Here is an 11,454-nt window from a genome sequence, read left to right on the forward strand (position 1 = left end):
TCACCACGCCAGCGCGTACACCGCGAAGCCCGCCGCGAGCAGCCCCGCCGCCGCCCGGCGGGCGTTCGCCATGTGCGTCCCCGACCGCCAGGGCGTCTCGAAGACCCGCGCGTACCGGGCGATCACCACCAGGACCACCGCGAACAGCGGCATCCAGAGCACCCGGCCCAGAATCCAGCCGTACGAATCCGGAGCCGTCGTCAGCCCCGGCACCGCTCCCAGATACGAACCGGGCACCGCCGCCGCGAGCATCGCCGTCTGGTGCCAGCACAGGATCGTCATCGCCGACAGGTTGATGATCACGACCGGCGCCCACAGCGCGGGCCTGCGCAGCAGACCCGCGACGCGGTCCCGCAGCAGGATCGCCGCGCCGCTCTGCGCCGCCGCGAGCGCCAGCACCAGCAGCGACGGCGGATGCGAGTTGGTCCGCGCCTCACCGGGCACCCCGACCATCGACGCCGGGTAGTGGAAGACCACCAGCAGGACGGCGAAGAGCACACCGCCGCCCACCAGCAGCACCCGCGCGCCGCGCCGGCCGATCCGGCCCTCGCCCCACGACACGCCGAGCTGATACGCGAACATCCAGCCCGGCAGGATGTTCACCACGCTCAGCCACCCGGGCATGGCGTCGGCGTACGGGCCGTAGCGCAGCACGTCCACGACGGCCACCACCCCGAGCAACGGCGCCGCCGCCCAGGCCCCGAGGTGCCGCGCCGCCCGCACGCAGTACGGCGTCAGGGCCGTCACCACGACGTACACCCCCACGAACCACAGCGGCTGCACCACCAGCGTCGAGGCCGTACTCAGCGTCGTGCCCGGCACGCCGGCCGCGTACAGCACCGGGATCAGCACCGCCCACACCGCGCTCACACCCAGCACCGGGCGCCCCAGGCGGGTCACGCGCTGCCGGAGCCAGGCGGCCGTGGAGCCCTTCCTGCCCCGGTACGAGAGCACCGACGCGTAACCGCCGACCAGGAAGAAGATGCCGAGCATCTGAAGCACCCAGCTGACCGGCGCGAAGGGGCCGAACGTGCTCAGCGGGCTCGCGTTGCGCAGTGCCCCCTGCTCCAGGGTGAATCCGCCCAGCAGCCAGTGCCCGGTGGGCACCGCGAGCAGCGCGATCGCGCGCAGACCGTCGATCGCGCGGTCACGGGACGCGGGTGTCCCCGCCTCGATCTTCTCGACGAGCCTCATCGCACGTCACCACCCGTGGCGATCGCGGCGAAGGCGCGCAGCGAGTCCGTGCCGGGGGCGAAGTAGCCGGTGTGACCGTGCGCGGTCCGGGCGGGGACCCGCCGCGCCCCGAAGCCCTTCTCCGCCGGGTCCCTGCCGTGGCCCAGGCCCAGGAACTCGACGTTCGGGACCTTGGAGATCCAGTCCGACGGGTCCTTCGCCGCCCACACCCGGGCGTCCGTCCGCAGCGCGGCCACGTTGGCGGCGCGCATGCCGGGGGAGCCGAGGACCACGATGTCGCTCGCGGCGGCGTCCCGGGCGGCGAGCCCGCACACCACGGAGCCGTAGCTGTGGCAGAACAGCTTCGGCGTCCTCACACCGGCGGCGGTCAGGCCCCCGGTGAACCGGGCCAGCCGGTCCGCCCCCGCCTCGGCGAGCCCGCCCGTGGCGGCGTCCAGGCCGACACCGAGCGGCGTCGTGTAACCGGCCCACGCGACCACGGCGGTACGGCCGTTGGTCGCGGTCCGCAGCGCCGTGGCCATCCCGGCGGGGGTGCCGTACGGGTCCCCCGGCCGGTCGTAGGTCCGCGCGTCGATGTCCGAACCCGGCACCACGACGGCGACATGACGGGCCGTCAGCAGATTCCCGTACACCTCGGCGACGGTGCCGCGGCCCCGCGGGTCGAAGGCGAGGATCTGCCGCCGGCTCTCCGCGAGGCGGGCGTAGCGGGGGTCCTTGGCGACGGCCAGCTCGTTGGCGCGGTAACGGAGCTCGACGGGGGCGCCGTCGAGATTGCCGACGACGGAGGGGTGCCGGGCGGTGAGCGCGTGCCGCTGGGCGGGGCTCAACGTACGGAAGAACGCGGCGACTTGGGCGGGGGCGGTCTTCTCCGGGTCGGGGAGGGCGCGTCCGAGGGACGTGTCGTCCAGCCAGGCGGCGGTGCCGGGCGGGGGTCCGGTGACGGGGCTCTGGCCGCTCCCGGCGGCCCAGCCGGCGGTGCCGGACACCAGGGTGGCCATCAGCGCTGCGGCGGCCAAGGTCCTTCTGTAGCGGCGCATTCGCGTCTCCCTCGTCGTGGCCACGGTGTGTGGCGGGAGGAAGGTAGGAAGACGACGGGTGGGGGCGCGTCACACCGGGGAGCCAAGTCGCGGGTGCGACCTGGGTAGGGGGTCTTCTGGTGCGGGGTCTTGGTTGCGGTGTCGTTGGCGGGGGCGGGGTTCGGGGCCTCCGGAGGGGTATGTCCGGACGGCGTGATTTACGGCGCGTGCACGGCTCGTTGGTCCCGATGAGAGGTTCTTGTTCACGCGCCACAAATCAGCCTGAGTGTCCGAACACACCCCTCCTGCGACCCCGCCCCCCTCACGCCGTCACGACACCCGTACAAGCCCCCCGGTCGCTCCGGTCCGCGCGGGGAAGGGGGACGCGCAGGGGTCGTGTCCGGACACTCAGGCTGATTTGTGCCGCGTGGACGACCCGGTTCCCCTGGGTCCGACGAGGGGTGCACGCGGCGTAAATCACGCCGTCCGGGCATGACCCCGGAGCGGCACCCGGCAACCACAGCGACCACCCCCAGCCCGGCCGGCGCTTGAGGCCGACCCCGGCCCGCCACGGACCCGCACGCAACCCACACAGCGCCGCAGGCGCCCCGGAGGCAACCGTCAACCGCCAGGGGCAACAAGCCCGGATTCGTACGCGAAAATCACCGCCTGCGCCCTGTCCCGCAGCTCCAGCTTCGCCAGTACCCGGCCGATGTGCGTCTTCACCGTCTGCTCCGCGAGCACCAGGTGCCTCGCGATCTCCTGGTTCGACAGCCCCCGCGCCACCAGCTCCAGCACCTCCGTCTCGCGCGGCGTCAGCCCCTTCAGCCGCAGCGAGCGGTTCTTGCGCGGGGCCGGCCGCTGCTGGGCGAAGTCCGCGATCAGCCGGCGCGTCACGGACGGTGCCAGCAGCGCCTCGCCCGCCGCGACCACCCGGACCGCCGAGATCAGGTCCGCGGGCGGCGCGTCCTTCAGCAGGAACCCGGAGGCTCCCGCGCGCAGCGCCTCGTACACGTAGTCGTCCACGTCGAACGTGGTCAGCATCAGCACCTTCGGCCGGTGCACCACCCCCACCGGCGGGTCCAGCAGCGCGCGGGCCGCCGCCAGGCCGTCCATCTCCGGCATCCGGACGTCCATCAGGACCACGTCCGGGTGGGTGGCGCGGCTGACGTCGATGCCCTGGCGCCCGTCCGGCGCCTCGCCGACCACGTCGATGTCGGCCTGCGCCGAGAGCAGCGCGGCGAACCCCGCGCGGACCATGGCCTGGTCGTCGACGATGATCACGCGGATGGTCACGAGGGATCCTCCGTGGTCGGCGGTGCCAGCGGCAGCCGCGCGGCGACCCGGAACCCGCCGTCCGGCAGCGGCCCGGTGTCCAGCGTGCCGCCGGTCAACCGTACGCGTTCGCGCATACCGATCAGCCCGTGGCCGGTGCCGGAGCTCTCCAGGGGTGAAGTGCGGGCCGTCGCGGGCCCGTTGACGATCAGGACGGTCAGCCAGTCCGGGTCCGCCGTCACCGAGACACGGGTCGGTGCGTCGGGCGCGTGCCGTACGACGTTGGAGAGGGCCTCCTGGACGATGCGGTACGCGGAGAGGTCCACCGACGGCGGGACGGGACCGAGATCCGCCGCGAGGGACAGCTCGGCCGGCACCCCGGCCCGTACGGTCGCCTCGACGAGTTGCTGCACACGGTCGAGCCCCGGCTGCGGCGCCCGCTCGCCCGCCGAGCCGTCGCTGCGCAGGACCGCCAGCAGCCTCCGCATCTCGGTCAGCGACTCCCGCGCGCCCGCGGCGATGGTGGAGAACTCCTCGCGCGCGGCGTCCGGAAGCCCGTCGATCCGGTACGGCGCCGAGTCGGCCTGCACCGTGATCACGGACATGTGGTGGGCGACCACGTCGTGCAACTCCCGTGCGATCCGGGCCCGTTCCTCCAGCAGCGTGCGCTGTGCGCGTTCGACCTCGCTGATGGTCTCCTGCTCGACCAGGCGGCGCTGGGCGTCACCGCGCTCGCGCAGGGCGGCCGTGACGAGCAGGACGACGCCGCTGAGCACGAAGAGCAGGAGATGGACACCGTCGCTGTGCTGCTGCGAGAGCAGTTCGAAGGCCAGCCCCGCCGCTCCTGTCGCGAGCCAGACCGCGAGGAGCGTACGGCGGGGCTCCCGCAGCCCGAGGCAGACCATCAGCAGGAGGTAGCCGACGACGACCGCCGGCGGCCACGGCCAGGAGCGGCCGTCGAGATCCGCCGCCGATGTCAGGAGCAGCACCGCGCCGACGATGTCCGCGACGAAGACGATCAGCCATGCCTGGAGCGGCCGGGTCACGGCGAGCAGCAGTGGCGCGCCCTGCGCGGTGGCGAGCGCCCCTGCCCAGCCGCCCTCCAGCCGGTAGTCCTGGACGAGCACGGTGGCCGTGGTGGACAGCAGCGCGACGGCGAAACCGAAGGCGACCACGTACGGGGCCCGGCGCTGCCACGCCTTGGGGGCGCCGGCCAGCAGCGGTCCGGTGGAGTCCCGCAGGGCGTCGCCGAGCGGGCGCAGGGCCCGGCGGGCCGCGGCGGCGCGGGGCGAGGGTGGCGGTTCCGGCTGTTCGGGGCTCATGGCCGGTTCAGCGTACGCAGCGCCCGTACCGCCCGGCGTCATACCCAGGAGCCAGACCTGGGCTCATACCCCCGTAGGGGGTCGGGCTACGCGCGTCACAGCTCGGCGAGCAGCTCCGCCTTCTTCGCGGTGAACTCCTCGTCCGTCACCAGTCCCGCCTCGTGCAGCTCGCCGAGATGCCGGATCCGTTCCGCGATGTCGGCGGGGTCGCGCCGGCCCGCCGCCACCGGCACGGCGTCGGCGGGCTCCGACTTCCGGATCGCCGCCAGGACCGCGGCGGCGAACGGCAGGGACTCGTGGACCGGCCCGTAGCCGAGGCCGAAGACCACGGCCGCCGGATCGTGGTCGGCCTGGGCGGGCTGGTGGTCGGCGCCGCGGCGCAGCAGCCGCAGGTAGCCGTCGAGGACCTCGGGGGAGCGCCACTCGACCCCGCTCAGCTCCGAGACGGCGAAGTGCTGGTCGCCCGCCTTCCACTTCGCCGAGGACGCGCCGGTCCAGAACCAACGGAAGGAGGCCGTGAACCCGTCGAAGGACGCCTTGGCGTCGTAGGCCTTGAAGCTCAGCGGCGCCGGGGGAGGGTCCACCAGATAGTGCCCGGCCGGCGGAGCGTCGGTGGTGAGGACGGCGCGCAGCTCGTCCGCGTAGTACTCCGCGAGCGTCTCGTGATCCGCGGGCAGCACCAGCCGGTAGGGATCGCCGGACTCCTTCAGCTGGCCCGCCGCCGCCTCCATCAGCGGATCGGCTCCGGGTCTGGGAACGGCGTGCAGCACCACCGTCCCGCGCTTGCCCGGGGTGAGCGTCACGGACGCCAACGCCTCGTGCGGGACGCGCCGTTCGCGCAGTGCCTGGAAGAGCTTTGGCGTGCGTATCCCCCGTTCGAAGCGGATGAGCACGGAGTCGTGACTGAACTCCCAGGTGGCATGAATTCCGGCCAGCACATCACCCATGTGCCTCATCGTATGCGCCGCACGGCCGCACGTCGCCCCTCGGCGAGGACCCCGGTGGGCCGAGTTCTACGCGCGTCAGATCACTTCGGCGCCGGAGATTCCACTCCGGCAGCCGTCACCGTCGTCCGCACAACTGGTGTTCCGGTACGAACCGACCCCGATGTCCGCGAAGTTCCGCAGGCTCTCCGTGCCCGGCTCGAAATAGCCGGTGTGGCCGGCCGCGCCCTCCGCGGACAGCACCCGCGCGCCGAAGTCGGACGTCACCGGGTCGGCGCCGTGGCCGATGCCGCCGACCTCCAGATGGGGCACCACCTGGATCCAGTCGTCGTGGTCCCGCATCGCCCAGACCCGGGCGCGGGAGTCCAGCTGTCCCGCCGAATCGGCGCGCATCCCCGGACTGCCCGCGACCGCCACGTCCGTGACCCGGGCGGGCAGGCGGCGCGCGGCGATGCCGCACACCACGGAGCCGTAGCTGTGGCAGATCAGCGAGACCCGCGAGGTGCCCGGCAGCGCGGAGGTGAGCGCGTTGAGCCGTACGGCACCCGCCGAGGCCAGCCGCCCGGTCACCGCGTCCACGCCGATACCCGCGGGCGCGGTGTAGTCGGCCCAGGCGATGACGGCGGTGGGGGTACGGGGCGAGGCCGCCCGCTCGGCGTCGTACAGCGACCTGGCCATACCGGCGGGGGCGGTGTAGCGGCGCTCGGTGCGCTCGAAGGTCAGCAGGGTGGTGTCGGCGCCCGGGACGACCACCGACACGCGCCTGGCGTTGTCGAGATCGCCGAAGACCTCGGCGGCGCGGCCGTCGCCGGACGGGTCGAAGGCGAGGATGCGGCGGCCGTCGCCCGCCATCGAGTCGAAGCGGTTCATCCGCCGGGCCGCCTGCCGCCTTCCCTCGGCGGAGAGTCTGCTGTCGTGTGTCCGTTCCCGCTCGTCGTCCCGCGCCTGGATCACCGCCAGCCGGTTGGCCCGGTAGCGGAGTGTGAGGGGCGCGCCGTTGAGATTGCCCACCACGAGCGGGTAGCGGTCGGCGAGGGTGACCCGCTGCGCGGCGCTGAGCGAGCCGAAGAACGCGGCCAGGCGCTTCGGCGACGCGTGGGGGTCGGGCAGGTCCAGGGCGCCGACACGGCCCTTCTCCCAGGCCGAGAGGGCCCTCGCCCGTGCCGTGCCCGGCACGCCGTGCTGCTGGAGCGCGGTCCATCCTGTGGACGCCAGCATCACGAAGACCACGGCGAGTGCCAGCAGCGCGCGCCACGCGGTGGGGGACGGGGAGGAGTCGACGGTAGTCACTGACCGACACAGTAGGAGAGGTGCGGCGGCGCCCGGGGCGAGCATGAGACAGATCACCCCTTGGAGAGGGGCGAACTGGCGTTTGTTCACGCTCTGTCGGGGAAGCGCGCACTCACCGACGCTCGGATGTGGCGTACGTAACAGCACGCAAGGGGCGAATCCGCCTCGCGCGGAGGGCCGCTGAGTGCCGCTCACGCCCCTTGCGTACGTGGCCGGTCACCCGCCGTCGGGGTCGGGCCGCTCCTTCGGTGGCCCCCAGTCGCCCGCCAGCGTCGGCCCGAGCTGGTCCAGATACGACTCGGTCAGCTCCCGCAGCCCGTCCAGCCCCGTCTCCCGCTGCCCCCACAGCCGTCCCGTCACCCGCATCACCCCGGAGAAGGCGGCGACGGCCACGCGCGGCCGGGGGTCCGTCTCCACGTCGAGCCCCTCGCGCTCGGCGATCACCCGCGCGACCCGCTCCTCCAGCTCCGTGGCGCGCCGCAGATGCGCGGCCAGCAGCGAGGGCGTGGACTCGATCATCCGGTAGGTGCGCAGATGCACCTCGACCGGGACCAGGGCCTCGATCGCCTCGTTGATGGAGTTCCAGGTGCCCAGTACCGCGTTGTGCATGGCCTCGAACGGGCTCTCCCCGGGCGGGCGCCTGCGCAGCTCCGCCTCGAAGCGCGACTCCACCATGTCCTGGATGGTGAAGGCCGCCTCCTCCTTGTTGGCGAAGTAGCGGAAGAACGTCCGCTGGGAGACGTCGACCGCCTCGGCGATCTCGTCGACGGTGGTCTCCTCGTACCCCCGGGTCGTGAACAGTTCGAGGGCCGCCCGCAGCAGGGCGTCCCGCGTGCGCTGCTTCTTCAGCTCCCGCAGTCCGGCAGGATGCCGTGCCACCCGCTGCCCGTCCATCGCTCTCCGGTCCTCTTTCCCGTCACTTCTCGTCCACTTCGTACGCTGTTGTCGGCCCGAGGTGAGATGTGAGCCACGTGACAGTTACAGACTAGTGAAATGGTTTGTCAACTGTCAGCGGCTGTCATTAGCCTCGGAACATGACTAGTCAGACCACCGTTGAATCGGCGCCGAAAGACCCGCTGGACGCGGGTCCGGGTGCCACCAAGGGCCTGCGGGGCCACCCTTGGCTGACACTGTTCTCCGTCGCCATCGGCGTGATGATGGTCGCGCTGGACGGCACCATCGTCGCCATCGCCAACCCGGTGATCAAGGACGACCTCGGCGCCACCTTCGCCCAGGTCCAGTGGATAACCAACGGGTATCTCCTCGCGCTCGCGGTCTCGCTCATCACCGCGGGCAAGCTCGGTGACCGCTTCGGCCACCGCCAGACCTTTCTGATCGGCATCGCGGGCTTCGCCGCGGCCTCCGCCATCATCGGTTTCTCCGACAGCGTCGCGTTCGTCGTCGCCTTCCGTGTGCTCCAGGGCGTCTTCGGCGCCCTTCTGATGCCGGCCGCGCTCGGACTGCTGCGCGCCACCTTCCCCGCCGAGAAGCTGAACATGGCCATCGGGATCTGGGGCATGGTCATCGGCGCCTCCACCGCGGGCGGCCCGATCGTCGGCGGTCTGCTCGTCGAGCACGTCAGCTGGCAGTCGGTGTTCTTCATCAACGTGCCCGTCGGTGTCGTCGCACTCGCCCTCGGCCTGCTGATCCTCAAGGACCACCGGGCGGCCAAGGCACCCAAGTCCTTCGACATCGTCGGGATCCTGCTGCTCTCGGCCGCGATGTTCTCCCTGATCTGGGCGATCATCAAGGCGGGCGAGTCCTGGGGCTGGACCTCGGGCGGCACCTGGGGCTTCCTGGGCGCCGCCGTCCTGTGCTTCGTCCTCTTCGCCGTCTGGGAGACGAAGGTCAGGGAACCCCTCGTACCGCTCAGCATGTTCCGGTCCGTCCCGCTCAGCGCGGGCGCGATCCTCATGGTGCTGATGGCCTTCGCCTTCATGGGCGGCCTCTTCTTCGTGACGTTCTACCTCCAGGGCGTCCACGGCATGAGCCCGGTCGACAGCGGTCTGCACCTGCTGCCGCTGACGGCCATGATGATCGTCGCCTCGCCCGTCGCGGGCATGCTGATCACCCGGTTCGGACCACGGGTCCCGCTGGTCGGCGGCATGGTCGCCACGGCCGTCGCCATGTTCGGCATGTCCACCCTGACACCCGACTCCGGCACGTTCGTGATGTCGATCTGGTTCCTGCTGCTCGGCATGGGGCTGGCCCCCGTCATGGTCGGCGCCACCGAGGTCATCGTCGGCAACGCCCCGCTGGAGCTCTCCGGTGTCGCGGGCGGACTCCAGCAGGCCGCGATGCAGGTCGGCGGCGCGCTCGGTACGGCGGTGCTCGGCGCCGTCATGTCGGCCAGGGTCAGCGCCGACCTGGAGGGCAACTGGGAGGGCGCCGGCATCCAGCTGCCCCTGGACCCGTCCCTGGAACAGGCGGCCGAGATCGGTGTCGCCCCGCCCGCGCTCGCCGAGGCGCCCGGGGTGACGCCGGACGTCTTCGCGAAGATCACCGGGGTCATGCAGGACACCTTCGTGTCCGGGATGAGCCTGGCGTTCCTGGTGGCAGGCGCGGTCGCGGTCCTCGCGGCGTTCGTCGCCACCCGGACCAAGCGCGGCGACAACGCGGACGCGGCCGGAGGCGGCGTGCACATCTGACACGACCGGACGGACGCCACCGGCGTCAACACGGCGTGATTCGGCGCGACGGCCCCGCCCGGGCATCCGGGCGGGGCCGTCGCCTGTTCGGGTGGAGTGGGGCAAGATCCTCTTCCCGCGGAGCGGGCCGCCGGGCCAGAGTGCGGACAACTGATCAGCACCACACGGGGGTTCACCACCATGCGTACAACGACGCGCACAGCCATGCCCGCCACCCTGCTCACCGCGGCGGCCCTGGCCGCCGCCACGGCCCTGCTGCCCGCCGCCGCCCCCGCCGTCGCCGCACCACGCGACGTATGCGGCCCCGGCGAACTCTGTCTCTGGGCCAAACCCGAATTCCGCGGCCCCCGCCAGAGCCATGAGCTCTTCCGCACCGAGATCCAGAACTGCGTCCCGCTGCCGCCCGGCGCCGACGCACAGTCCCTGGTCAACCGCACCGGGCGGCCCGTCACCACCTACCAGTCGCACGAGTGCGAGGAGACCGGCGAGTTCGAGACGTACCCCGGGAACGGCACCTGGGTTCCCCACTCGCCCTACCGCGTCCGGGCCTTCAAGGTCTGGGAGCGCTGAGCGGGGGTACCCGACTTTCCAGACAGCCCACATCCACCGACACAGGGAGTGATGATGACGGGCTTCGGAAACACCCGGACACGCAGGCACCCCCGTTCACGCGGCCGGATGAGGTCGCGGAACGGGACGGATCGCGTGACCATCGGAATCATCGGTCTGGTCTTCGCCGTCCTCGGCCTGTTCATCCTGCCGATCGTCTTCGGCCCACTGGCCGTCGTCCTCGGCTGGCTGGGCATGGGCGGACGCTGGAACACCGCGTACGTACCGGCGGTGATCGCCTTCGCGCTCGGTGTCGTCGACATCGTGCTGGCGCTCATGTGGCTGGCCTGACCGGCCACTTCGGTACCCACCGGAGGACCGGGCGGCGCGATCAGACCGGTGTGCGGCCGGCCGTCGCGGTGTCGCTCTCCCGCGCACGACCGGGCGGAGCGGCATCCGACAGCCGGCCCACTTCCGCGCGCAGCGCCCGCACCTCCTCCGTCAGCAGCTCGATCGCGGCGGTCTGGCGCTTCTCGCCCGCGCTCTCCTGCTCGAAGCGGGAGATGAACCAGGTGGCGATGTTCGCCGTGATCAGCCCGAGCAGGGCGATCCCGCTCAGCATCAGACCGATGGCGAGCAGCCGCCCGAGCCCGGTCGTCGGCGAGAGATCGCCGTACCCCACCGTGGTCATCGTCGTGAACGACCACCAGACCGCGTCACCGAGGGTCTTGATGTTCCCGTCGGGGGAGTCGCGTTCGACCTCCAGGACGGCCAGCGAACCGAACATCATCAGCCCGGCGACCGACCCCACCACATACGTCGTGAGCCTGATCTGGCTCGCGATCCTCGCCCGCTGCCCGACCAGCAGCAGGGTCGCGACCACCCGCAGCAGCCGTAGCGGCGCCACCACCGGCAGCAGTACGGCGAGCAGATCCAGCGGATGACGGCGTACGAACTGCCAACGGGCGCGGGCCAGGACGAGCCGTACCGCGTAGTCGAGGGCGAACAGGGCCCACACCACCCACTCGACCAGCGTGCAGGCGCGGGTGAGCGCGCTGTCCGCGTGCGGCATGACGATGGGCAGGGCGTACGCGACGGCGAAGAGCAGCGCGAGCGCCAGCAACGGCCGCTGCGTGCGGCGCTCCCAGCGGACGCGCGCCGGTATTTCCTTCATGGCCGGAAAGAGTAGGCAACGCGAGGCGCGGCCGTAACCGCG

Annotated in this window: 11 protein-coding genes; 3 read left to right on the plus strand and 8 right to left on the minus strand. The window is 72.1% G+C overall.

Annotation, left to right across the window (positions count from 1 at the left end; all coding sequences use genetic code 11):
- The 7 genes from ACFWU9_RS20650 to ACFWU9_RS20680 all read right to left on the minus strand — a co-directional run bounded on the left by ACFWU9_RS20650 (position 1) and on the right by ACFWU9_RS20680 (position 7,935).
- Positions 1–1,194 (minus strand): acyltransferase, encoded by a 1,194-nt coding sequence (locus ACFWU9_RS20650; protein WP_384320366.1) that lies wholly within the window; start codon positions 1,192–1,194, stop codon positions 1–3.
- A complete protein-coding gene (locus tag ACFWU9_RS20655; protein WP_384320368.1) occupies positions 1,191–2,231 on the minus strand; it encodes an alpha/beta hydrolase in 1,041 nt (346 codons plus the stop codon). Before ACFWU9_RS20655 ends, ACFWU9_RS20650 begins: the two co-directional genes overlap by 4 nt.
- 600 nt (positions 2,232–2,831) lie before the next feature.
- Positions 2,832–3,506 (minus strand): response regulator, encoded by a 675-nt coding sequence (locus ACFWU9_RS20660; protein ID WP_384320370.1) that lies wholly within the window; start codon positions 3,504–3,506, stop codon positions 2,832–2,834.
- Positions 3,503–4,807, minus strand: a complete 1,305-nt coding sequence (locus tag ACFWU9_RS20665; protein ID WP_384320372.1) for a sensor histidine kinase — start codon at positions 4,805–4,807, stop codon at positions 3,503–3,505. Before ACFWU9_RS20665 ends, ACFWU9_RS20660 begins: the two co-directional genes overlap by 4 nt.
- A 95-nt stretch (positions 4,808–4,902) precedes the next feature.
- A complete protein-coding gene (locus ACFWU9_RS20670; protein ID WP_384320374.1) occupies positions 4,903–5,754 on the minus strand; it encodes a DUF4429 domain-containing protein in 852 nt (283 codons plus the stop codon).
- A gap of 75 nt (positions 5,755–5,829) precedes the next feature.
- Positions 5,830–7,041, minus strand: a complete 1,212-nt coding sequence (locus tag ACFWU9_RS20675) for an alpha/beta hydrolase (RefSeq protein ID WP_384320376.1) — start codon at positions 7,039–7,041, stop codon at positions 5,830–5,832.
- 216 nt (positions 7,042–7,257) lie between these two features.
- Positions 7,258–7,935, minus strand: a complete 678-nt coding sequence (locus ACFWU9_RS20680) for a TetR family transcriptional regulator (RefSeq protein ID WP_384320378.1) — start codon at positions 7,933–7,935, stop codon at positions 7,258–7,260.
- A gap of 260 nt (positions 7,936–8,195) precedes the next feature.
- On the opposite strand from ACFWU9_RS20680, the gene ACFWU9_RS20685 reads away from it, so the two are divergent.
- The 3 genes from ACFWU9_RS20685 (at position 8,196) to ACFWU9_RS20695 (ending at position 10,589) form a co-directional block, all read left to right on the plus strand.
- Positions 8,196–9,689, plus strand: a complete 1,494-nt coding sequence (locus ACFWU9_RS20685; protein WP_384320468.1) for an MFS transporter — start codon at positions 8,196–8,198, stop codon at positions 9,687–9,689.
- Positions 9,690–9,869: 180 nt separating this feature from the next.
- Positions 9,870–10,259, plus strand: coding sequence for a peptidase inhibitor family I36 protein (locus ACFWU9_RS20690; protein WP_384320381.1), 390 nt, complete (start codon positions 9,870–9,872; stop codon positions 10,257–10,259).
- Between the two features lie 135 nt (positions 10,260–10,394).
- Positions 10,395–10,589, plus strand: coding sequence for a hypothetical protein (locus ACFWU9_RS20695; RefSeq protein ID WP_384320383.1), 195 nt, complete (start codon positions 10,395–10,397; stop codon positions 10,587–10,589).
- A gap of 40 nt (positions 10,590–10,629) precedes the next feature.
- Here the strand turns inward: ACFWU9_RS20695 and ACFWU9_RS20700 are convergent, their stop codons facing one another.
- Positions 10,630–11,412, minus strand: a complete 783-nt coding sequence (locus ACFWU9_RS20700; protein ID WP_384320385.1) for a potassium channel family protein — start codon at positions 11,410–11,412, stop codon at positions 10,630–10,632.
- Between the last annotated feature and the right edge of the window lie 42 nt (positions 11,413–11,454).

Source organism: Streptomyces sp. NPDC058653, from assembly GCF_042716895.1.
Lineage (GTDB): Bacteria > Actinomycetota > Actinomycetes > Streptomycetales > Streptomycetaceae > Streptomyces.

Coding starts and splice junctions, on each gene's coding strand:
- ACFWU9_RS20685 (WP_384320468.1), top strand. CDS start 8,196: ATGATGGTCGCGCTGGACGGCACCATCGTCGCCATCGCCAACCCGGTG.
- ACFWU9_RS20670 (WP_384320374.1), bottom strand. CDS start 5,754: ATGGGTGATGTGCTGGCCGGAATTCATGCCACCTGGGAGTTCAGTCAC.
- ACFWU9_RS20680 (WP_384320378.1), bottom strand. CDS start 7,935: ATGGACGGGCAGCGGGTGGCACGGCATCCTGCCGGACTGCGGGAGCTG.
- ACFWU9_RS20655 (WP_384320368.1), bottom strand. CDS start 2,231: ATGCGCCGCTACAGAAGGACCTTGGCCGCCGCAGCGCTGATGGCCACC.
- ACFWU9_RS20650 (WP_384320366.1), bottom strand. CDS start 1,194: ATGAGGCTCGTCGAGAAGATCGAGGCGGGGACACCCGCGTCCCGTGAC.
- ACFWU9_RS20700 (WP_384320385.1), bottom strand. CDS start 11,412: ATGAAGGAAATACCGGCGCGCGTCCGCTGGGAGCGCCGCACGCAGCGG.
- ACFWU9_RS20665 (WP_384320372.1), bottom strand. CDS start 4,807: ATGAGCCCCGAACAGCCGGAACCGCCACCCTCGCCCCGCGCCGCCGCG.
- ACFWU9_RS20690 (WP_384320381.1), top strand. CDS start 9,870: ATGCGTACAACGACGCGCACAGCCATGCCCGCCACCCTGCTCACCGCG.